General features: G+C 64.2%; 24 protein-coding genes. 17 read left to right on the forward strand and 7 right to left on the reverse strand.

Translation table 11 applies throughout. From position 1 onward, the window contains the following. Positions 1-2 precede the first annotated feature (2 nt). From GBJ34_RS12125 to GBJ34_RS12135, 3 genes are read left to right on the forward strand one after another with little or no spacing between them, the layout of a single operon-like run. A complete protein-coding gene (locus GBJ34_RS12125; RefSeq protein ID WP_151719538.1) occupies positions 3-962 on the forward strand; it encodes an ABC transporter permease in 960 nt (319 codons plus the stop codon). Next, on the forward strand, positions 959-1,777 hold the full coding sequence (locus GBJ34_RS12130) for an ABC transporter permease (protein WP_151719539.1): 819 nt from the start codon (positions 959-961) through the stop codon (positions 1,775-1,777). Before GBJ34_RS12125 ends, GBJ34_RS12130 begins: the two co-directional genes overlap by 4 nt. A gap of 7 nt (positions 1,778-1,784) precedes the next feature. Then, positions 1,785-3,425 carry an ABC transporter ATP-binding protein gene (locus GBJ34_RS12135; RefSeq protein WP_151719596.1) on the forward strand — a complete coding sequence of 547 codons (1,641 nt, stop codon included), beginning with the start codon at positions 1,785-1,787 and terminating at the stop codon, positions 3,423-3,425. A gap of 33 nt (positions 3,426-3,458) precedes the next feature. Here the strand turns inward: GBJ34_RS12135 and GBJ34_RS12140 are convergent, their stop codons facing one another. After that, a complete protein-coding gene (locus GBJ34_RS12140) occupies positions 3,459-4,358 on the reverse strand; it encodes an alpha/beta hydrolase (RefSeq protein ID WP_151719540.1) in 900 nt (299 codons plus the stop codon). 249 nt (positions 4,359-4,607) lie between these two features. Between GBJ34_RS12140 and GBJ34_RS12145 the strand changes: the two genes are divergently transcribed. Continuing rightward, positions 4,608-4,943, forward strand: a complete 336-nt coding sequence (locus GBJ34_RS12145) for a hypothetical protein (RefSeq protein ID WP_151719541.1) — start codon at positions 4,608-4,610, stop codon at positions 4,941-4,943. A 103-nt stretch (positions 4,944-5,046) separates the two neighbouring features. Here the strand turns inward: GBJ34_RS12145 and GBJ34_RS12150 are convergent, their stop codons facing one another. Further along, positions 5,047-5,253, reverse strand: coding sequence for a cold-shock protein (locus GBJ34_RS12150; RefSeq protein ID WP_146286306.1), 207 nt, complete (start codon positions 5,251-5,253; stop codon positions 5,047-5,049). Positions 5,254-5,478: 225 nt separating this feature from the next. Here GBJ34_RS12150 and GBJ34_RS12155 point away from each other — a divergent pair, with 225 nt between their 5' ends. Continuing rightward, positions 5,479-6,000: a PhnA domain-containing protein gene (locus GBJ34_RS12155; RefSeq protein ID WP_151719542.1), complete on the forward strand. Its 522-nt coding sequence runs from the start codon at positions 5,479-5,481 to the stop codon at positions 5,998-6,000. A 30-nt stretch (positions 6,001-6,030) separates the two neighbouring features. On the opposite strand, the gene uvrC is transcribed toward GBJ34_RS12155, so the two are convergent. From uvrC to GBJ34_RS12170, 4 genes are all read right to left on the reverse strand, one after another. Continuing rightward, positions 6,031-7,917, reverse strand: a complete 1,887-nt coding sequence (gene uvrC, locus GBJ34_RS12160) for an excinuclease ABC subunit UvrC (RefSeq protein ID WP_404811426.1) — start codon at positions 7,915-7,917, stop codon at positions 6,031-6,033. 311 nt (positions 7,918-8,228) lie between these two features. Further along, complete coding sequence (locus GBJ34_RS12165; RefSeq protein ID WP_404811427.1) at positions 8,229-9,020, reverse strand: SDR family oxidoreductase; 792 nt, start codon at positions 9,018-9,020, stop codon at positions 8,229-8,231. Next, a complete protein-coding gene (locus tag GBJ34_RS20550) occupies positions 9,017-9,184 on the reverse strand; it encodes a hypothetical protein (RefSeq protein ID WP_192931205.1) in 168 nt (55 codons plus the stop codon). The genes GBJ34_RS12165 and GBJ34_RS20550 overlap by 4 nt, the downstream gene beginning before the upstream one ends. A 1-nt stretch (position 9,185) precedes the next feature. Beyond that, on the reverse strand, positions 9,186-9,986 hold the full coding sequence (locus GBJ34_RS12170; protein ID WP_151719543.1) for a S49 family peptidase: 801 nt from the start codon (positions 9,984-9,986) through the stop codon (positions 9,186-9,188). A 92-nt stretch (positions 9,987-10,078) separates the two neighbouring features. Between GBJ34_RS12170 and GBJ34_RS12175 the strand changes: the two genes are divergently transcribed. The 7 genes from GBJ34_RS12175 (at position 10,079) to GBJ34_RS12205 (ending at position 17,167) form a co-directional block, all read left to right on the forward strand. Further along, positions 10,079-10,963, forward strand: a complete 885-nt coding sequence (locus GBJ34_RS12175; protein ID WP_151719544.1) for a LysR family transcriptional regulator — start codon at positions 10,079-10,081, stop codon at positions 10,961-10,963. 91 nt (positions 10,964-11,054) lie between these two features. Next, positions 11,055-11,522 carry a formate dehydrogenase subunit gamma gene (locus tag GBJ34_RS12180; RefSeq protein ID WP_151719545.1) on the forward strand — a complete coding sequence of 156 codons (468 nt, stop codon included), beginning with the start codon at positions 11,055-11,057 and terminating at the stop codon, positions 11,520-11,522. Further along, positions 11,522-13,042, forward strand: coding sequence for a formate dehydrogenase beta subunit (locus tag GBJ34_RS12185; RefSeq protein WP_151719546.1), 1,521 nt, complete (start codon positions 11,522-11,524; stop codon positions 13,040-13,042). Before GBJ34_RS12180 ends, GBJ34_RS12185 begins: the two co-directional genes overlap by 1 nt. Next, a complete protein-coding gene (locus GBJ34_RS12190) occupies positions 13,039-13,251 on the forward strand; it encodes a DUF4287 domain-containing protein (RefSeq protein ID WP_151719547.1) in 213 nt (70 codons plus the stop codon). The genes GBJ34_RS12185 and GBJ34_RS12190 overlap by 4 nt, the downstream gene beginning before the upstream one ends. Position 13,252: 1 nt before the next feature. Continuing rightward, positions 13,253-16,144, forward strand: coding sequence for a formate dehydrogenase subunit alpha (gene fdhF / locus GBJ34_RS12195; protein WP_151719548.1), 2,892 nt, complete (start codon positions 13,253-13,255; stop codon positions 16,142-16,144). Further along, on the forward strand, positions 16,141-16,944 hold the full coding sequence (gene fdhD, locus GBJ34_RS12200; protein WP_151719549.1) for a formate dehydrogenase accessory sulfurtransferase FdhD: 804 nt from the start codon (positions 16,141-16,143) through the stop codon (positions 16,942-16,944). Before fdhF ends, fdhD begins: the two co-directional genes overlap by 4 nt. Continuing rightward, entirely contained in the window at positions 16,934-17,167 is a 234-nt protein-coding gene (locus GBJ34_RS12205; protein ID WP_151719550.1) for a formate dehydrogenase subunit delta, read from the forward strand. The genes fdhD and GBJ34_RS12205 overlap by 11 nt, the downstream gene beginning before the upstream one ends. A gap of 177 nt (positions 17,168-17,344) precedes the next feature. Here the strand turns inward: GBJ34_RS12205 and GBJ34_RS12210 are convergent, their stop codons facing one another. Beyond that, positions 17,345-18,580, reverse strand: a complete 1,236-nt coding sequence (locus GBJ34_RS12210; RefSeq protein ID WP_151719551.1) for an Hsp70 family protein — start codon at positions 18,578-18,580, stop codon at positions 17,345-17,347. 151 nt (positions 18,581-18,731) lie between these two features. Between GBJ34_RS12210 and pgsA the strand changes: the two genes are divergently transcribed. From pgsA to GBJ34_RS12230, 5 genes are all read left to right on the forward strand, one after another. Next, positions 18,732-19,394, forward strand: coding sequence for a CDP-diacylglycerol--glycerol-3-phosphate 3-phosphatidyltransferase (gene pgsA / locus GBJ34_RS12215; protein ID WP_151719552.1), 663 nt, complete (start codon positions 18,732-18,734; stop codon positions 19,392-19,394). 7 nt (positions 19,395-19,401) lie between these two features. Beyond that, on the forward strand, positions 19,402-19,647 hold the full coding sequence (moaD, locus tag GBJ34_RS12220; RefSeq protein ID WP_151719599.1) for a molybdopterin converting factor subunit 1: 246 nt from the start codon (positions 19,402-19,404) through the stop codon (positions 19,645-19,647). A 3-nt stretch (positions 19,648-19,650) separates the two neighbouring features. Further along, positions 19,651-20,115: a molybdenum cofactor biosynthesis protein MoaE gene (locus GBJ34_RS12225; RefSeq protein WP_151719553.1), complete on the forward strand. Its 465-nt coding sequence runs from the start codon at positions 19,651-19,653 to the stop codon at positions 20,113-20,115. A gap of 152 nt (positions 20,116-20,267) precedes the next feature. Then, positions 20,268-20,411: a hypothetical protein gene (locus tag GBJ34_RS20555; protein ID WP_192931206.1), complete on the forward strand. Its 144-nt coding sequence runs from the start codon at positions 20,268-20,270 to the stop codon at positions 20,409-20,411. A gap of 171 nt (positions 20,412-20,582) precedes the next feature. After that, positions 20,583-21,440, forward strand: coding sequence for a L,D-transpeptidase (locus GBJ34_RS12230; protein ID WP_151719554.1), 858 nt, complete (start codon positions 20,583-20,585; stop codon positions 21,438-21,440). Positions 21,441-21,494 lie beyond the last annotated feature (54 nt).

A 21,494-nucleotide genomic window follows, 5' to 3' on the forward strand; every position in this document is an offset into this window, starting at 1 on the left:
CGATGGCGCACCCCGTCCTGACACTGGTTGCCCAACGCGTTGCGTTGGGCCTCCTGCTGCTTCTCGCGGCCTCTGTCCTGATCTTCGTCGGCACCCAGATCCTGCCCGGCGATGTGGCGCAGGCCATTCTGGGCCAGTCTGCCACGCCCGAGACACTGGCCAATCTGCGGCAGGAGCTGGGCCTGAATGAGCCGGTGGTCAGCCGCTATTTCGGCTGGCTGTTCGGCGTCTTGCAGGGCGATCTGGGCACGGCCCTGTCCAATGGCCAACCCATCGCCCCCGCGCTTGGCACGCGGCTCGGCAATACGCTGTTTCTGGCGGCAACGGCTGCGGTGATCGCGGTGCCGCTTGCGGTGCTGCTGGGGCTGGTTTCTGTGCGCTATCGCAACCGCTGGCCCGATAAGGTGATTTCGGCGGTGACGCTGGCCACCATCTCGGTGCCGGAATTTCTGCTGGGCTATATCGTGATCTTCTTCTTTGCGGTGCAGTATCGCCTGCTGCCCTCGCTTTCGACGGTCTATGACGGCATGACGATGGGCGAACGGCTCTATGCCATCGGCCTGCCTGTCATCGTGCTGGTGCTGGCGGTTCTGGGCCATATGATGCGCATGACGCGCGCCGCGATCCTGAACGTGATGCAATCGGCCTATGTCGAAACTGCCGAGTTGAAGGGCCTGCGTCCCTTCACCATCATCGCCAAACACGCCTTCCCCAATGCCATCGCGCCGGTGGTGAATGTGGTGATGATCAACCTTGCCTATCTGGTGGTCGGTGTCGTCGTGGTCGAGGTGGTCTTCGTCTATCCCGGCATGGGGCAATATCTGGTCGATCACGTCGCCAAACGCGATGTGCCGGTGGTGCAGGCCTGCGGGCTTGTCTTTGCCGGGGTCTATATCGGGCTGAACCTGATTGCCGACCTTGTCTCGATTCTGGCCAACCCGCGACTGAGGCACCCGAAATGACCCGTTTGCCCATTTCCGCATTGATCGGGCTGGCCTTTACGACCGCCTATTTCGCCGCTGCGCTGTTTGCGCCGCTGATCGCCCCCTATGGTCTGGCCGAGGTTGTCGGTGACAGTTGGGAGCCCGCCTCAAGCCAGTTCTGGCTTGGCACCGATTCCATCGGACGGGATCTGCTGTCACGCATGATCTGGGGCGGACGCACCACGATTTTCGTCGCAACCTGCGCCACGATCCTGGCCTTTGGGCTTGGGTCCGTGCTGGGCTTTCTGGCGGCGGTCTGCGGTGGCTGGGTGGATCAGGTGCTGTCGCGGCTGGTCGATCTGATGATGTCGATCCCGGCGCTGATTTCGGCGCTGGTGGTCCTGTCGGTGATGGAGGTGACGCTGACCACGCTGATCCTTGTCATGGGCATTCTGGAAAGCACGCGGGTCTTCCGTCTGGCCCGCGCCGTGGCCGTCGATATCGCGGTGATGGATTATGTCGAGGCCGCGCGCCTGCGCGGTGAGAAACTCGGCTGGATCATCTTCCGCGAGATCCTGCCCAATGCCTTGTCGCCGCTGGTCGCCGAGATGGGGCTGCGCTTCATCTTTGCGGTGCTGTTCATCTCGACCCTGTCTTTCCTGGGGCTTGGCGTGCAGCCGCCGATGGCGGATTGGGGGGGCATCGTGAAGGAGAACAAGGAGGGCATCGTCTACGGCATCCCTGCCGCGCTGATCCCGGCCTTTGCCATCGCGACGCTGGCGATTTCGGTGAACCTTGTTGCCGACTGGGTGCTGAACCGCACCTCCAGCCTGAAAGGAGGCCGCGGTGCCTGAGACAACCCTGTCTGACAAATCCAATCTGCTGGAAATCCGCAATCTGGTGCTGGAAGCCACCTCCTATCCGCCGGGCGAGCCGCCCAAGACCGTGACGCTGGTGCATGGTGTCTCGCTGGCGGTGGAAAAGGGCAAGGTTCTGGGGCTGATCGGCGAAAGCGGCGCAGGCAAATCGACCATCGGCCTGTCCTCCATGGCCTATGGCCGGGGCGGCGTACGCATCACCGGCGGCGAGGTCATCGTGAATGGCCGCGATATCCTCAAGGCCGGGGCCGGTGGCTTGCGCAAGCTGCGCGGCAAGGAAGTGACCTATGTCGCGCAATCTGCGGCGGCCAGCTTCAACCCTGCCAAGCCGCTGATGGAGCAGGTGATCGAGACGACGCTGGCCACCGGCCAGATGAGCCGGTCACAGGCCGAGGCGCGGGCGGTCGATCTGTTCCGGCAGCTGGGCCTGCCCAATCCCGAAACCATCGGCAAACGCTTTCCGCATCAGGTCTCGGGCGGGCAGTTGCAGCGGGTGATGACGGCGATGGCGCTGTGCCCGAAGCCCGATCTGGTGGTGTTTGACGAGCCGACCACCGCGCTGGATGTGACCACGCAGATCGACGTGCTGGCGGCGATCAAGCGCGCGATCCATGAGACCGGGGTGGCGGCACTTTATATCACCCATGATCTGGCCGTGGTGGCGCAGGTGGCCGATGACATCATGGTGCTGCGCCATGGCAAGACGGCGGAATATGGCAGCTGCCGCCAGATCATCGAGGATCCGCAGCAGGACTATACCAAGGCCCTGGTCGCCATCCGATCCATCGAGCACGCCGAAAAGCCGGATGCGCCGCCGCTTCTCAGCATCCAGAACGTGACGGCCCGCTACAAGGGCACGAATTTTGACGTGCTGAAGAACGTCTCGGTCGATCTGCCGCCGGGGCAGACGCTGGCGATCGTGGGTGAAAGCGGGTCGGGCAAATCGACGCTGGCGCGGGTCATCACCGGGCTTTTGCCGGCAGCACAAGGCAGCATCACCTTTGCCGGGCGGACCCTCTCGCCCGATCTGGCGGGGCGGTCGCGTGATGATCTGCGCGAATTGCAGATGATCTACCAGATGGCCGATGTTGCGATGAACCCGCGCCAGACCGTTGAAACCATCATCGGTCGCCCGCTGGAATTCTATTTCGGGCTGCGGGGCGAGGCCAAGCGCAAGCGCGTGCAGGACTTGCTGGATCAGATCGAGATGGGGCGCGGTTTCGCCGACCGCTACCCGGCAGAGCTGTCGGGCGGGCAGAAGCAGCGCGTCTGTATCGCGCGGGCGCTGGCCGCCAAGCCCAAGCTGATCATCTGTGACGAGGTGACCTCGGCGCTGGATCCGCTGGTGGCGGACGGCATCCTGAAGCTGCTCTTGAACCTTCAGGCCGAAGAGGGCGTGGCCTATCTGTTCATCACCCATGATCTGGCGACGGTGCGGGCCATCGCCGACCGGATCGCGGTGATGTTTAAGGGGCAGGTGCAGCGCTACGGCACCAAATCGGATGTGCTGGCACCGCCCTATGATGCCTATACCGACCTGCTGCTGTCCTCGGTCCCCGAAATGCGGCTGGGCTGGCTGGAAGAGGTGCTGGCGCATCGCCTGATGGAAAGCGCCGGGAATTGAGATCAGGGGCGGGGGATGACCCCGCCCCGATCTTTATGCGCCGCCGGTCATCGTCTTCAACCTGTCCAGCAACCGCGCAAAAGCGGCCTCTGCGCGTGGCACCGAATGGCGGGCGCGCAGCCAGCCATGGACCAGACCTTCATCCAGCAGCCATTCGGCGCGGCCCCCGGCGGCGATGATCCGTTCGGCATAGACGTGTCCGTCATCCGCCAGCGGATCGCATTCGGCGCTGGCGACCACCACCGGCGGCAGGCCGCTGAAATCGAGATCATGCAGCGTGCCGACCGTGACATCGGGTTCCTCGGGTTCCTGCCCGCCATGGCGCGCCTGCGCATACCAGATCACATCCGCCGTGCTCAGCATCGGGGCATGGGCATGGCTGACATAGCTGCCCTGGCTGCGGTCGCCGCCAAGGGCGGGATAGATCAGCAGCAACCCGCGCAGATCTGCCCGCCCGCGCAGCCCATGCGCGGCGGATGCGACCAGCGCGGCCCCCGCAGAATCCCCTGCCAGCACCAGCGGGCCGGACAGGGCATGGGCCACCGCCATCACGTCCTCATAGGCGGCGGGGTGCAGATGTTCCGGCACCAGCCGATAATCGACGCTGATGACCTGCACGCCGGTCGCCACTGCCATCTCGGCGCAGACATCATCATGACTATCGAGATTGCCGACCACGAAGCCACCGCCATGGGCATAGAGGATGTGGGTGTCAGAGGCCGCGCCATAGATGCGGCAGGGCACGCCCGCAATCGCCCGATCCTCCACCAGCAGCCCGGCGGGGCGCGGCGCGCGAAAGGCCGCGCACATCCGGTCATAGACCGCGCGTTGTTCGGGAATCGTCAGATTGACCGCATCGGGCGGGTAGAAACTGTCGGTGCGGGCGATGAAGGCGCGTGTGGCATTGTCCATCAAACGGTCATAATCGCCCATGCCAAACCTCCGGTTCATGGCTGTTTTGCCCAGATTGCCATTAACCATTGTGGTCAGCGCGCTCAAAACGCCCCGACTAGCCCACATTCTCGACACGATTTGATGCCAGATTCGAAACTGAGCCACGCAAATTAGATCGGATGCCCCATGCAGATCTTCCGCGCAGACAGTGATGAGGCTGAGTTAGTGGGTTTTGGTGTTCGCATTCTTCTTTTGTCGCATCCCGGCGGGCCGGGAACGGCGACGGCCATGACCCGGCTTGCCGGTCTTGGCGGCCAGATCGATCATCAGGAGGAACTTTTTGCGGGCCTTGAGGCGATGATCGAGGACCCGCAGGGCTATGGCCTGTTCGTCATGCTCTGTGATGATTTCGGCGGGCTTGAGGCCGGGCAACGCGCGCTTTCGCTGCTGCGCGGGGCGGGCTGTTCGCTGCCGGTCATGTTGGTCGCCGCAGCGGTGGCCCAACAGATCTTCCCCGAGGATCGCAGCGAGGCCGTATTGCTGCGGGCCCCGCTCTCCGCAGTCTCCCTGCGGGTCGGATTTGAACATGCGCTGCGCGAACGCCTGATCTGGCGCGCCGCCTGATCGGATCTTCGGATCGGAATGCCCTGAGCTGCGCGCATGGTCGCAGACATGAAAAAAGGCGGGCCAGCGGCCCGCCTTTTTCTTTGCCCGAAGGCAAATGAAATCAAGCCAGCGACAGGTTGGTCGCCGACTCACGGCCGTCACGGCCAGCTTCGATGTCGAAGGTCACCGCCTGGCCGTCAGCCAGCGAGCGGATGCCAGCGCGCTCCAGCGCGGTGATGTGGACGAACACGTCCTTCTTGCCGCCTTCCGGGGCGATGAAGCCGAAGCCCTTGGTAGCATTGAACCATTTCACGGTGCCCTTGGCCATCGTGATCACTCCTGTTTGATCTGCCGCCCGCAAAATCGCGGCGGCTCGGCATCGTCAGCGCAGTCGAGCTGTGGCCGGAGATCGGAGACAGGGGTCGAAAAGAGATAACGTCGCAGGCGAATATATGGGGGTGATTTCGCGCGAAAACAAGCCAAATCGGTGGCGCGGTCATTGTCCTGCCATTGATGGGGGCGTAAGGCGCTGGAAACCGGGAAAGGGACGACGATGACAGAGGCCGAAGTGATGGCGCGGGCGGGCGGTACCTGCGAGTTTTGCGGGGCAGCGGATGCGTTGCAGCCCGTGGCTTTCGCCCCGGCAGGGGCCGTTGCCCTGTGCCCGGCCTGCCGGGGCGAGACCGACACCGGCCCCGATCATTTCCGTTGTCTTGAGGGCGCGGCCTGGTCGGGGGAACCTGTGGTGCAATTCGCGGTCTGGCAAAGACTTGGCACGATCGAGGCGCCTTGGGCCAGCGAAACCCGCGCCGGGATGGCGCTGTCGCCCGAGGCCGAGGCCTGGGCCAACGCGCCGCAGGCGGTGACCCATCGTGACAGCAATGGCGCGATCCTTGCAAATGGCGATACCGTGACACTGATCAAGGACCTGCCGGTCAAGGGGGCGGGCTTCACCGCCAAGCGCGGCACGGCGGTGCGCGGGATCACCTTGGTGCCCGACAATGCCGCCCATATCGAAGGCCGGGTCGAGGGGCAGCGAATCGTCATCCTGACGGAATTCGTGAAAAAACGCTGATTGCTGCGGCGTAGGGGCGATTCCGCCAGATCATCCCTTGTCGTGGAAAAAGTCGTGGATCTGCTGGGCCAGCGATTCCGAAATGCCGGTGACCGCCATCAGATCCTCGACCGCCGCGCGGCTGACCGCCTTGGCGCTGCCGAAATGCGCCAGAAGCGCGCGCTTGCGACTGGCACCGATGCCGGGCACCTCGTCCAGCGGGGTGGCGGTGGTGGCTTTCGCGCGTTTGGCGCGGTGCGCGCCAATGGCCCAACGGTGCGCCTCATCGCGCAGGCGCTGGATGAAATACAGCACCGGGTCATTCATCCGTAGCGCAAAAGGTGCCTCGCCGGGGCGGTGGAACTCTTCCTTGCCATGGTCGCGGTCAATGCCCTTGGCCACCCCGATAAAGGGCACATCATCCACCCCAAGCTCTGCCATGATCTCGGCCACGGCCGAAATTTGACCGGCACCGCCGTCGATCAGCAGCAGATCGGGCCAGAGGTCGGTCTTGCGCTCAGGGTCTTCCTTCAACAGCTTTTCAAAGCGGCGCGTCAGCACCTCTTTCATCATGCCGAAATCGTCGCCCTGCGCGCCAGCCTCGCCCTTGATGTTGAACTTGCGATATTGCGATTTCAGGAAGCCATCTACCCCGGCCACGATCATGCCGCCGACGGCATGGGCACCCTGGATATGCGAGTTGTCATAGACCTCGATCCGCTTCGGCGCGGCTTCCAGATCAAAGGCATCGGCCAACCCTTGCAACAGCCGGTTCTGCGTCGTGCTTTCGGCCATGCGGCGGGCCAGGCTTTCGCGGGCATTGCGATGGGCGTTTTCCACCAGTTCGGCCTTTTCGCCACGCTGGGGCACCGCGATTTCGACCTTGCGACCCGCGCGCTCTGACAGAAGATCGCTCACCAGATCCTCATTCGCCACAGGATGCGAAAGCAGGACCAGACGCGGCGGTTCCTTCCCGTCATAGAACTGGCTCAGGAAGGCTTCGAGGATTTCTGGCTCATCGGCATCCGCGGGGGTCTTGGGATAGAAATCCCGGTTGCCCCAGCTTTGATGGCCGCGGATGAAGAAGACCTGCACGCAGGCCTGCCCGCCCTCCAGATGCAGCGCCACCACATCCGCCTCGGACACGCCGCGAGGGTTGATCCCCTGCACCGATTGCACCGCCGTCAGCGCCTTGATGCGGTCGCGCAGCGCGGCGGCGCGCTCATATTCCATCGCTTCGGCAGCCTCGGTCATGGCCTTCGCCAGATCGGCCTGCACCGAGGTCGATTTGCCTTCCAGAAACCGCGTCGCATCATCGACTAGGTCGCTGTAATCCGCCTCGCTGATGCGGCCGACACAGGGCCCGGAGCAGCGCTTGATCTGAAACAGCAAGCAGGGGCGCGATCGATTTGAGAACACGTTGTCAGCGCAGGTGCGCAGCAGGAACACCCGTTGCAGCTGGTTCAGCGTGCGGTTCACCGCGCCCGCACTGGCGAAGGGGCCGAAATAGCGCCCCTTCTCGCCGCGTTTGCCCCGATGTTTGCGGATCATCGGAAAGGGGTGCCCGGTCGGGATGACGATATTTGGAAAACTCTTATCGTCGCGCAGCAGCACGTTGTAGCGCGGCTTCAACTGCTTGATGAGGTTCTGTTCCAGCAGCAGCGCCTCGGTCTCGGTGCGCGTGGTCAGGAACATCATCGACACGGTTTCAGCGATCATCCGCGCGATGCGCCCGGAATGGCCCGAGGGGCGGGCATAGTTCGACACCCGCGCCCGCAGGTTGCGCGCCTTGCCGACGTAAAGCACCTCATTCGCGGCATTCAGCATCCGGTAAACCCCGGGCGAGCCGTCAAGCCTGCGCAAATAGTCCTGAATGACCGCATGGCCCGCTTTCGGCGGGGTGGTCTGATCCGGGCTGGGCTGTGCCTCATCCATCATGGGCAGACCTCGCTTTTCCTCTCACCGATTCCCCCTCTCTCGCTGCAACAGGCCAGAGCTAAGGACAAGGGTAAAGCTGTCCCCAGTTTCTGTGGATAAGTTTGCGGAGAAAATTCAGAACGGCGCATTTTTCCCTTGTTTTCAGCCTGCTTCCCTGCCTTGCTTAAAAAATAGGCAAATATGCAAGGCACTGATTTTGCGTGAGAAATTTTTCTTACAGGGGCAAGCGGCTGAAAAGTCAGGGTTTTCTTTACAAGTTCGTGAACAATAGATGAAAAGTGGACAACTTCCCTCGCGACACTTTCTTGCGCCTATTCCACGCCCAGCACATCCGGGGTCTTCCAGCCCAGATGTTGCCCCCCATCGACGCAAAGCAATTGCCCCGTCACACCGGGTGCATCAAGGAAATATCCCAGGGCTGCGGTAATGTCGGCGGGGTTGGAACCGCGCCCCAGAATGGTTGCCGCGCGTTGGGCGGCGAAATGCGTCTCGCTTTGCCGTTCGCCACGCAGGGTGGGGCCGGGGCCGATGGCATTCACCCGGATCGCGGGGGCCAGGCCCTGTGCGGCGGTCTGGGTCAGCGCCCAAAGGCCCATCTTGGCCAGCGTATAGGTCGAAAATTCCGGCGTCAGCTTGCGCACGCGCTGGTCGATCATATTGACGATCAGGCTGCGCGCCAGCGGCTCGCCCGCCGCATCGCGCCCGGCCTCGGGCGCCTGGGCCGCAAAGGCCTGCATCAGCACGAAAGGCGCGCGCAGATTGCTTTCAAAATGCCGGTCCCAGCTTTGCCGGGTCGCACTTTGCAGCGTGTCATATTCAAAGATCGAGGCGTTGTTGACCAACACCGTGAACGGCCCGCCAAGTGCCGCCACCGCGCGCGGCAGCAGGGCTGCGGTCTGCGCCTCATCCAAAAGGTCGGCTTGCAACGCTACTGCGCGCCGTCCCATGGCGGTGATCTGCGCCACGGTCTCGGCGGCACCTGCCTCGGATCCGGCGTAATGCACCGCTACGTCATGGCCACGCCCGGCCAGATAGATCGCCATCGCCTGACCCAGACGCTTGCCCGCCCCGGTCACCAATGCAAGAGGAGCCTGCGCCATCATTTGCCCTTTCCGCCGCAGGGGCAGGGGGATGCGCCGATGCGTGGTCTGCCGCAGGCGCTGCAATAGCGGGCGGTCACCCGTTTTTTCTTGTGGCCGAATTTCTCATAGATGATCGCGCCGATCACGATGGCGACAATCACGAAGGTGACGGCCTTGACCATCATGTCAGAGCCCGAACCGGGCGAAAGCCGCGCGGTCCTCGATCTCGGCCAGAACATCGCTCATGGCGCGCCCGGTCAGTCGGGACATCAGCCCGCGTTTCTGCCCCATCGGCACGAGCCGGGCCTTGTCGCCGTAAAGCGCCTTCAGCTTGGGCACCAGATGCGCCACCCCGTCGGCCAGACCCAGATCGACAGCCTGCGCGCCGACCCAGACATCGGCATTGAACAGATCGGCTTCGGGCTTCAGCTTTGCGCCGCGCCGGGCTTTCACATGGTTGATGAAGGCCTGGTGGATCGGCTCCTGCAAGGCCAGCAGTCTTGCGGTATCTTCGGGTTTCACGGGCTGGAACGGATCGGCCAGCGATTTCGACCGGCCCGAGGTGACAACCCGCCGCTCGATCCCGTGGCGGGTGATGAAATCGGCAAATCCGAAACCTGCCGAGATCACCCCGATTGAACCCAGGATGGAGCTGTCATCGACCCAGATATCGTCGCCGGCACAGGCCAGCCAGTAGCCGCCGGATGCTGCCACATCTTCGACAAAGACATGGACCTTCACGCCCTTCTCAGAGGCCAGCCGCCGGATGCGGGCGGCAATCAGGCTGGATTGCACCGGCGATCCGCCCGGCGAATTGATCGCCAGCGCCACCGCGGCGGGTTTCATGCGAAAGGCCTTTTCGATCAGCGGTGCCAGGGCCGCGTCGTTCAGCCCGGCACCAAAGCGGCCACCTGTGCCGATGGCGCCTTGCAGGCGGATCACCGGCACGACCGGCAGCTTCTTGCGGAAAGGGATGCGGAACTTCATGAAACGGATGTAGAGAGGACGGGGCGATGCGGCAAGGCCCGCCTGGTGCCGGGCTGTAGGAATTGCCGGATTTGCGGTGGGGGGACGGGGCCATGATCGACCGGCTGGAGATGTTCATAGCCCTCGCCAATGAAGGGCATTTCGGGCGCGCCGCGCAGGTCTGCGGCGTGACGCAGCCCACATTGTCTTCAGCGATCAAGCAGTTGGAGGATCAGCTTGGGGTGCAGCTGGTCTGGCGCGGATCGCGCTTTCAGGGGCTGACGCCCGAAGGGCAGCGCGTGCTGGACCGCGCCCGCCGCATCGTGGCTGATGCGCGCGCCCTGCGCGATGAGATGCGCAGCCTGCATCATGGGCTGGCGGGCCATCTGCGCATCGGGGTGATCCCGACCGCGCTGCCGATGGTCGCCGATCTGACCACGCCCTTCACCCGCCGCCACCCCAATGTCCGGGTCACGTTGTTGTCGCGCACCTCGGTCGAGATCCTGACCGGGATCGAACGCCTCGATCTTGATGCGGGTGTCACCTATCTTGACAATGAACCCCTGGGCCGCGTCACGCAGGTGCCACTTTACGCCGAATTTTACCGCCTGCTCTGCGCGCCATCGCATCCGCTGGCCGGGCGGGCGCAGGTGACATGGGCGGAGTTGCGTGACCTCCCGCTATGCCTGCTGACCGGCGACATGCAGAACCGCCGCATCGTCAACCAGCATTTGACCGAAGCCGGGATCGGCGCGGCGCCGATGGTCGAATCAAATTCCACCATCGCGCTGATGGCCCATGTGCTGAGCGGCGAATGGGTGTCGATCCTGCCGAAAAAGCTGGCCGAACTGTTCGCCCAGGGCGGCGGGATTGTCGCCGTGCCCATCGTCGGGCCAGAGGTGGAGCATCTGGTCGGGCTGATTGCGACCCATCGCGTTCCGCCAACGCCATTGATCGCCGCCTTGCTGGACTCGGCCCGCCGCATCGCTGAGGTTTGATAGATAAATCCTATCAAGCAACGGCATATCAATATTGATTTGGCTATCAACCGCGCCCATTCTGGCTGTCAGCTAACGGGAGGTCAGCCAAATGCCGGATCAGGCCGCAATGCTTGCGCGGGTCAAAGAGATCATTTCCGCGCATGACGGGATCGAGGGGCCCTTGCTGCCGATCCTTCACGCGGTGCAGGCGGCCTTCGGTCATGTGCCACAGGCGGCCTTGCCGGTGATCGCGCAAAGCCTGTCGCTGTCGCGCGCCGAGGTGCATGGCGTGATGACCTTCTATCATGATTTCCGTGCAGAGCCCGCCGGGCGGCATGTGCTGAAACTGTGCCGGGCGGAAAGCTGTCAATCGGTGGGGGCGGATCAGGTGGCACAGCAGGCCATGGCGCAGCTGGGGCTGGACTGGCACGAGACCACGCCCGATGGCCGCGTGACGCTGGAGCCCGTTTTCTGCCTTGGCCTTTGCGCCTGTGGCCCGGCCGCCATGGTCGATGGTCGTGTGGTCGGGCGCGTCGATGCCGACAGGCTCGCCGATCTGATTGCGGAGGTGCGCTGATGCGGATCTATATTCCCCGTGATGCGGCCGCCAAGGCACTGGGCGCAGATGCCGTTGCCAGGGCCATTCAGGCCGAGGCGGCGCGGCGCGGGCTGGAAGTAACCATCATCCGCAACGGATCGCGCGGCATGGTCTGGCTGGAGCCGCTGGTCGAGGTGGAAACGCCCGAGGGCCGCATTGCCTTTGGCCCGATGGTGCCGGGGCAGGTGGCCCAGGTCTTTGATGGCGGTCCGCTGGCCTTGGGTCTGACCGAGGATCTGCCCTGGATGAAGGGCCAGACCAGATTGACCTTTGCCCGTTGCGGCGTGATCGATCCGCTGGATCTGGCGGATTTCCGTGCCCATGGCGGGTTCAAGGGGCTGGAACGCGCGATCACCCTGTCGGGGGCCGCGATTGTCGATGAGGTCACCAGATCCGGCTTGCGCGGGCGCGGCGGGGCGGGCTTTCCGACCGGGATCAAATGGAAGACGGTGCATGATGCGCCGGGGCCGCAGAAATACATCGTGGCCAATGCCGATGAGGGTGATAGCGGCACCTTTGCCGACCGTATGATCATGGAAGGCGACCCCTTCACCCTGATCGAAGGCATGACCATTGCCGGGCTGGCGGTCGGGGCCACCAAGGGCTTCATCTATTCGCGGTCGGAATACCCCGATGCCAATGCCACGCTGGCCGAGGCGCTGCGCCTGGCGCGGGCGGGCGGCGTGCTGGGCGCATCGGTTCTGGGCTCTGGTCGGGCCTTTGATATCGAGCTGCGCGTGGGGGCAGGCGCCTATGTCTGCGGCGAGGAAACCGCGCTGCTGAACAGTCTTGAGGGTAAGCGCGGCACTGTGCGCGCCAAGCCGCCGCTGCCCGCGCTGCAAGGTTTCATGGGGCGGCCCACGGTCGTCAACAACGTGATCTCGCTGGCCACGGTGCCGGTGATCCTTGACCGCGGGGCGGAGTTCTATGCGGGTTTCGGTCTGGGCCGGTCGCGCGGCACCATCCCCTTGCAGATCGCGGGCAATGTGAAGCAGGGCGGGCTTTACGAGATCGCCTTCGGCCTGAGCCTGCGCGAGATTGTCGAAGGGATCGGCGGCGGCACGGCCTCGGGGCGTCCGGTCAAGGCAGTGCAGGTGGGCGGCCCGCTGGGGGCCTATCTTGCGCCGCACCAGTTTGAAACCCCCTTCGGCTATGAGGAATATTCCGGCCAGAACGCGCTGATCGGCCATGCCGGGCTGACCGTCTTTGACGACAGCGCGGATATGCTGAAACTCGCGCGGTTCGCGATGGAATTCTGCGCCATTGAATCCTGCGGCAAATGCACGCCCTGCCGCATCGGCGCGGTGCGCGGGGTGGAAACGCTGGACCGCATCGCCCGCGGCGATGACGGGGCGATCCCGCTGCTGACCGACCTGTGTGAAACCATGAAGGCGGGCTCGCTTTGTGCGCTTGGCGGCTTTACCCCCTATCCGGTGATGTCGGCGCTGACGCATTTCCCCGATGATTTCACCAGCACGCACAAGGAGGCCGCCGAATGAACGACAAGGTTCAGGGCCCGGCCTCCTACTTTCCTTCCATTGAACAGGAATACGGCCAGCCGATGCAGCACTGGTTCGACCTGATCGGGCCACGTCTGTCGGAGCCGCATATGCAGATCGTGCGCTTCCTGAAGGAAGATCATGGTCTGGGTCACGGCCATGCCAATGCCATCGTGGCGCATCAGCTTGCCCAACGGAAAGGGGCCTGAGATGAAAGATTTCATCATCCCGGATCGCGATTTCGGCACCCCCGCCGCCAAATCGAAAACCATGGTGACGCTCAGCATCGACGGGTTTGACGTGACCGTGCCCGAGGGCACCAGCATCATGCGCGCGGCGGCCGAGATCGGCATTTCCGTGCCCAAGCTGTGCGCCACCGACAGTCTGGATGCCTTCGGGTCCTGCCGGTTGTGTCTGGTGGAGGTGGAGGGGCGCAATGGCACGCCCGCCTCCTGCACCACGCCGGTGGCACCGGGCATCAAGGTCCATACCCAGACCGGCAAGCTGAAACAGCTGCGGCGCGGCGTGATGGAGCTGTATATTTCGGATCACCCGCTGGATTGCCTGACCTGCGCGGCCAATGGCGATTGCGAATTGCAGGATATGGCGGGGGCCGTGGGTCTGCGCGATGTGCGCTATGAGGCGCCCGAAAACGGAAAGATGGAAACCCATTTCCGCGCCAAGGACACCTCAGGTGCTGCCAATCCGCAATGGCTGCCGAAAGACGACAGCAACCCCTATTTCAGCTATGATCCCAGCAAATGCATCGTTTGCAATCGCTGCGTCCGCGCCTGCGAAGAGGTGCAGGGCACCTTCGCGCTGACCATCGAAGGTCGGGGCTGGGACAGCCGGGTTCATGCCGGGCTGAAAGAGGATACGTTCCTGTCCTCTGATTGCGTGTCCTGCGGGGCTTGCGTGCAGGCCTGCCCGACTGCCACGCTGGTTGAAAAATCCATCATCGACATCGGCACGCCCGATCGCGGCATCGTCACCACCTGCGCCTATTGCGGCGTCGGCTGCCAGTTCAAGGCCGAGATGCGCGGCGATGAGCTGGTGCGTATGGTGCCCTACAAGCACGGCAAGGCCAATCGCGGCCATAGCTGCGTGAAGGGTCGCTTTGCCTATGGCTATGCCAGCCACAAAGATCGCATCCTGTCGCCGATGATCCGCGACAGCATCAATGACCCCTGGAAAGAGGTCAGCTGGGCCGAGGCGATGGCGTTTGCCGCAAACCGCATGAAGGCCATTCAGGATCAATATGGCCGCCAGTCGGTCGGTGTCATCACCTCGTCACGCTGCACCAATGAAGAAGCCTATCTGGTGCAAAAGCTGACCCGCGCGGTGTTTTTGAACAACAACACCGATACTTGCGCCCGGGTCTGCCATTCGCCCACCGGCTATGGTCTCGGCCAGACCTTCGGCACCTCGGCGGGCACGCAGGATTTCGACTCGGTCGAGGATTGCGATGTGGCGCTGGTGATCGGGGCCAACCCGCATTCCGGCCACCCGGTCTTTGCCAGCCGCCTGAAAAAGCGTCTGCGCCAGGGGGCAAAGCTGATCCTTGTCGATCCGCGCCGCACCGAGATGTTCGAGGGGCCGCATTACCGCGCCGCCCACCATCTGGCGCTGAAGCCCGGCACCAATGTCGCCGTCGTCTCGGCCATGGCGCATGTCATCGTGACCGAGGGGCTTTATGATGAGGAATTCATCCGCACCCGTTGCGACTGGGACGAGTTCCAGGATTACGCGGCCTTCATCAGCGAACCGCAACACGCGCCCGAGGCGATTGAACTTCTGACCGGGGTACCCGCAGCCGAACTGCGCGGGGCGGCACGGCTTTATGCCACAGGCGGCAATGCCGCGATCTATTACGGTCTGGGTGTGACGGAACACAGCCAAGGCTCCACCACCGTCATCGCCATCGCCAATCTCGCCATGCTGACCGGCAATATCGGCCGCCCCGGCGTGGGGGTGAACCCGCTGCGCGGCCAGAACAACGTGCAGGGCAGCTGCGACATGGGGTCTTTCCCGCATGAGCTGCCGGGCTATCGCCATGTGAAAGGCCCCGAGGTTCGCGCGATTTACGAGGCGGCATGGGGCGTGCCGATCGATCCGGAGCCGGGCCTGCGCATCCCCAATATGCTGGATGCGGCGGTGGAAGGCAGCTTCAAGGGGCTTTACTGTCAGGGCGAAGACATCCTGCAATCCGACCCCGATACCAAACATGTCGCGGCCGGCCTTGCGGCGATGGAATGCGTGATCGTCCATGACCTGTTCCTGAACGAAACCGCGAATTATGCCCATGTCTTCTTCCCCGGCTCGTCCTTCCTTGAGAAAGACGGCACCTTCACCAATGCCGAACGCCGCATCAACCGCGTGCGCAAGGTGATGGCCCCGAAGCAGGGCTATGCCGATTGGGAAGTGACGCAGCTTTTCGCCCGCGCCATGGGGGCGGATTGGAACTACACCCATCCGGCGCAGATCATGGAAGAGATCGCGCTGACCACGCCCAGCTTTGCCGGTGTCAGCTATGACCGGCTGGAAGAACTGGGCTCGGTCCAGTGGCCCTGCAACGAGGCCGCGCCCGAGGGCACGCCCCTGATGCATATCGACGGTTTCGTGCGCGGGCGCGGCAAGTTCATCCGCACCGAATATGTCGCCACCGATGAACGCAGCGGCCCGCGCTTCCCGCTGTTGCTGACCACCGGGCGGATCCTCAGCCAGTATAATGTGGGGGCGCAGACAAGGCGCACCGAGAACGTAGTCTGGCACCCGGAGGATGTGCTGGAGATCCACCCGCATGACGCCGAAAATCGTGGCATCCGCGAAGGCGACTGGGTGCGCCTTGCCAGCCGGGCTGGGGAAACCACGCTGCGCGCCACGGTGACCGATACCGTTTCGCCGGGCGTGGTCTATACGACCTTCCACCATCCGGTGACTCAGGCCAATGTCATCACCACCGATTTCAGCGACTGGGCGACCAATTGCCCGGAATACAAGGTGACGGCGGTGCAGGTCAGCCCCTCCAACGGGCCCAGCGAATGGCAAGAGGAATACGAGGCGCAGGCGGCGCTGTCGCGCCGGATTGCGGCGGCCGAATGATGGAGACGCGCGCGCCTGTGCCGCGTCGGGCGGTCCGGGCCGGGGGGATGAGCCCGGGCACCCGGATGCTGCCCGCCGAGGTGGCGGTGGCGCTTTCCTATAATGGATCCACCCATGCGGTGATGATGGCGACACCCGCAGATCTGGAGGATTTCGCGCGCGGCTTCACCCTGACCGAAGGCATTGCCAGCCTTGCCGAAATCGAAAGCATCGAGCCGCAGGAAACCCCGCGCGGCATTGATCTGCAAATCTGGCTGGGCTCGGATGCGGCCGAGCGGCAGGCCAGACGGCGGCGCAGCATGGCCGGGCCGGTCGGCTGCGGGCTGTGTGGCATCGACAGTCTGGAAGAGGCGGTCCGCCGCCCGCGCCCGCTGCCGCCTGACGGTTTCACCATGACGGCAGGTCAAGTACAGGCCGCGATGGCGGAGTTGGAGGCGCATCAGCCGCTGCATGACGCAACCCGCGCTGCCCATTGCGCCGCCCTTTGGCGGCCCGGCGGCATCTTGGCCGCACGCGAGGATGTTGGCCGCCACAATGCGCTGGACAAGCTGATCGGCGCGGTCGGGCCGCGCAATGACGGCGCGGTGATCCTGACCTGCCGGGTCTCCATCGACATGGTGCAAAAGGCCTGCGCCGCGGGATTTCCGGTCATGATCGCGGTCTCGGCCCCCACGGCTGCGGCGGTCGCCATGGCCGATGCCGCCGGGCTGACCCTGATCGGGCTGGCGCGGCCCGACAGTTTCGAGATTTTCACCCATCCTGACCGGATCCCGCCTGAGGAGGCCGCCAATGTCGCATGATAATGCCGTGCAGACCAAGCTGATCACCATGGCAAACCAGATCGCGCGCTTCATGGAAAGCAAGCCGCATGATGAAGGCGTCAGCGGCTTGGCGAGCCATATCAACGATTATTGGGAACCCCGGATGCGCCGCCAACTGTTCGAGCTGATCGACAAGGGCGGCGCGGGATTTCGCCCGCTGGTGCTGGAAGCCGCGCCGCAAATCCGCCGCCCCGCTGCCTGAAACCCGCGGTGCCTGTCGTTGCCGCGCCGGTGTGTGGGCCTGTGGGCGGCTGGGACTCGCGGCATCGCAATGGCTTGCCACGCACCGCGCCATTCATCTGTTCCCAAATATCCTCTGGGGGTCCGGGGGGCGAAGCGCCCCCGGCGGCATTCGCCAGATCCCCGTCGAAAGGCCATCTCACCCGAAGCGCCGCCGCGCCTCCAGCGCGAGGCCGGTGCCGACGCTGCCCAGATCGTCGCCGCGATCCTGCCGTGCGCCCGGCAACATCTGTGCCAGCAACTGCTGCAACACGGGCAGACGGCTGGATCCCCCGGTCAGGAAGACGGTCTGCACCTGATCGGGTTTGACGCCCCCTTGCGCCAGAACACGGGCAATCAGATCGGCCAGACGGGTCAGGGGCGCAGCCATCGCGCCTTCCAGCATCTCGCGCCGCACCACCGGGTTCGGTGCCCCGCATAGCGGTGACAGCATCAGGCGCGCTGCCTCATCGTGGCTGAGCGCAATCTTCACCCGCTCCACCTCCATGGCAAGGGCATGGCCGTGATGCCCGTCGATCAAACGCAGGAAGCGGTCGATCAGTTCAGGCTGGTCGATCTCGTGGCGCAACGCCTTCAGGTCGGTCAGCGTCTGGCGGCTGTAGATCACGTTGATCCGGTGCCAGGTCGCCAGATCCAGATAGTAATGCCGTGGCATGGTGCCCGCCCCGCCCTTGGTCGCCGCGCCAAACCCCAGATGAGGCAGGGCGGCCGTCAGGCTCAGCAGCCGGTCGAAATCGGTGCCGCCTAGCCGGATACCGTCATTGCCAAGAATGTCACCCGCGCGGTCAGCCAGCCGGGCGCGATCCGGCCCCACCCGCACCAGCGACACGTCCGATGTGCCGCCGCCGATATCGACGATCAGCACCAGCTCCTCGCGGGTAAGACGGCTCTCATAATCCAAGGCGGCGGCGATGGGCTCGAACTGGAAGGACACCTGTTCAAACCCGATCTCGCGCGCGATCTCGGCCAGCACAGATTCGGCCTGAGCATCGCCCGCGGGATCGTCATCGATGAAATGCACCGGCCGCCCCAGCACCACGGCCGAGACCGGCGCGGGCAGACGGGCGCGGATGCTGGCCAGAAACCGGGCCAGCACCTCGCGGAAGCTGACATTGCGGGTGCCGACGCGGGTGCGCTCAGAAATCAGGCCCGATCCAAGGGTGGATTTCAGACCGCGCATCAGGCGGCCTTCCTCGCCCTCCAGATAGGCGTTGATCCCCGCGCGCCCCATCAAGGGCGGGCCATCCTCGGCCCAGAACACCGCAGAGGGCAGGGTGGCCTCGTTCTCTTCCAGCGGCAACAGGCGCGCGCCATCCGCATCCGCCATGCCGAGGGTGGAATTCGAGGTGCCGAAATCGATGCCGCAGGATGCCATGGGTCCGATGCCTGTCGCTTGGGAAAGGCGGCTGACCTAGCGCCCTGAACCGGGCCTGTAAAGCGGCGCATAGCCGATTGCGCGCTATGGTTGTATCTGCAGGTCACGCGCCCCCTTCCCCCGCTGCAAGGCTTGGGCTACGACTGTCGCCATGACGTGGAATATCCCGAATATCCTGACGCTGTTGCGTCTTCTGGCCGCGCCCGGTGTCGCGGTGATGTTCCTTTACTTCCACCGCCCCTGGGCGGATTGGCTGGCGCTGGCGCTGTTTGTCGGCGCGGCCGTCACCGATTGGTTCGATGGCTATCTGGCGCGGCTGTGGAAGCAGGAATCCAAATTCGGGGCCATGCTGGATCCGATTGCCGACAAGGCGATGGTGCTGATCGCGATCATGGTCATCACGGGCTATTCCGGCATGAATCCGTGGTTGATCCTGCCCGCGACGGTGATCTTCTTCCGCGAGGTCTGTGTGTCTGGCCTGCGCGAGTTTCTGGGCAGCGTTGCGGGGCAGCTGAAGGTCACCAAACTGGCCAAGTGGAAGACCACCGCGCAGATGGTGGCCATCGCGGTGCTGTTTCTGGGCACCGGGCTGGAATATATGGAAGGCATTACCATGCGCGGCATGACGCCGGAGCAGTATGCCGATGCCATTGCCGCAGGTATCGCCGATCCGATCCGCACCTGCGGCGGGCGCGATTGCGCGACCTATGCCACCAATATCGGCCTTGTGCTGATCTGGATCGCGGCCATCCTGACACTGATCACCGGGCTTGATTACTTCCGCAAGGCGCTGCCCTTCCTGAAGGACAAGTAGGATGCGGCTGCGGGTGCTTTACTTCGCCTGGCTGCGCGAACGCATCGGGGCCGCGCAGGAGGAGCTGGAGACTTCTGCGGCAACGCTTGCCGATCTGGTGACCGAGCTGCGCGGGCGCAGCGATGGCCATGCCCTTGCCTTTGCCGATCTGAAGGGCCTGCGGGCCGCCATCGATCAGGAATTGGTTTCCTTTGACGCGGCCCTGGGTGACGCGCGCGAGGTTGCATTCTTTCCGCCGATGACGGGGGGCTAGCCGATGCCAGAGCGACGGCCAGAGCACGAGCGTGTGCGGGTGCAGGCCGCAGCCTTCGATCCCGGGCAGGAGGTCAGTGCCTTTACCGCCGCGCTGTCGGCCTCGGGCGCGGTGGTCAGCTTCACCGGCCTTGTGCGCGACGGTGCCACGCCTCTGACCGCGATGGAAATCGAGCACTACCCCGGCATGACCGAACGGGCAATTGCCGCCATGGTGGCGGATGCCATGGCGCGTTTCGGACTGGAGGATGCGCGGGTGATCCATCGCTATGGGCGGCTCAGCTTGCGCGATCCGATCATGATGGTTGCAACCGCCGCCCGTCACCGCGCCGATGCCTTTGCCGCGGCGGAGTTTCTGATGGATTACCTGAAATCCCGCGCACCGTTCTGGAAGAAGGAAATCACCGCGGATGGCGCGGCCTGGGTTGCGGCGCGCGATCAGGATGAAGATGCGCTGCGGCGGTGGTGACACCTGCCTGCATCTCACGGCACCGTTGACGCATTGCGCGAAAAACACCGTCCTGTCGACGCGCGCCGATGCGGCGGCACCTTCGGCATAGTTCTGGCTGCCGGGCAATCGCGGGGCGCTCGCCTTTGCGACCATTGACACCAAGGCCGGACATGGATCTGCCCCGCGCGCAGGTCGGGGCCTTTACCACTTTGGCATTGCTGCTGGGCCTGCCCGTGCGGGGTGGGGAGGCATCCGCCCCGCTGCCCGATCCGGCCTCGGGTGGCTTGCGCGGCGTGCGGCTGGGGGCGGCATGACGCAGTCAGAGGTCGCACCCACGCTGTCGCAGTCGGTGCGGCAGGAACCGCATGACGGGATTTGTTGTGGCTTGCGGGCTTTAGGGGTTGACCCCGCGTCGCTCCGGCCCTCTGTTCGTCTGATCTGTCTTCGTCCCTGTGCGATTCCCGCTAAACAAACGGCTGCCACCGATGTTGAAAACAATTCTGCTCAAATTCACCGCCCTCGCGGCGCTTTCTCTGCTTGCGGCCTGCGCCCCGCCACCCAAGGTCGTGGCACCGCCGGCCGAAGTTCCCGGCTATGAAGGCCTGCAAGATGGGGAATTCTTCATCCAGCCGGTCAATGCGCGCTATCTGGCGGGCGATGTGGCGCGGCATGAGGTGGCCTATAATGGCACCGAAAAGCCCGGCACGATCGTCGTCGATCCGCATGTGCGCAAACTTTACTTCGTGATGCCGGATGGGCGTGCGATGCGCTATTCCATCGCGGTGGGTCGCGCCGGTCTTGGCTTCAAGGGCAGCGCCACGGTCAATCGCAAGGTCGAATGGCCCCGTTGGACGCCGACCGCCAACATGATCCGCACCATGCCGGAAATGTATGCCGAATATGCCGGTGGTCTGCCGGGCGGCCTGTCGAACCCCCTGGGCGCGCGCGCGCTGTATCTCTATCGCAACGGGCGTGACACCTATTTCCGCATCCATGGCACTTCGGAGAACAGCTCTATCGGGCACGCGACCTCGGCCGGTTGCATCCGTCTGTTCAACCGCGACGCCATCGACCTTTATGAGCGCGCGCCGCTTGGCACCCATGTGAAGGTCCGCACCGCTGCCGAGTCGGAAAAGCTGGAAGGCCGTTATATGGAAGATGAGAACGGGCTTCTCATTCCCTATGACGAGGCGATGATTGCGGTGGTCGAGCAGCGCAAGCTGGACAAGAAGGCGGCAGATGCTGCGGCCGCAACCGCTGCTGCCGCCAATGCTGCAGCAACCGCCGCTTCCGAGGCTGCGGCGCGGGAGGCCGCGCTGACCGGCCAGCCGGTGCAAGGCTGATCCGGCGCGGAGCGCGGCACCGGAGCCGGGGCCGCTTCTGCCGCTGATCGGGCG

Origin of the sequence: Gemmobacter serpentinus, from assembly GCF_008973825.1 — a bacterium.
In the GTDB taxonomy this organism is placed as follows: domain Bacteria; phylum Pseudomonadota; class Alphaproteobacteria; order Rhodobacterales; family Rhodobacteraceae; genus Gemmobacter; species Gemmobacter serpentinus.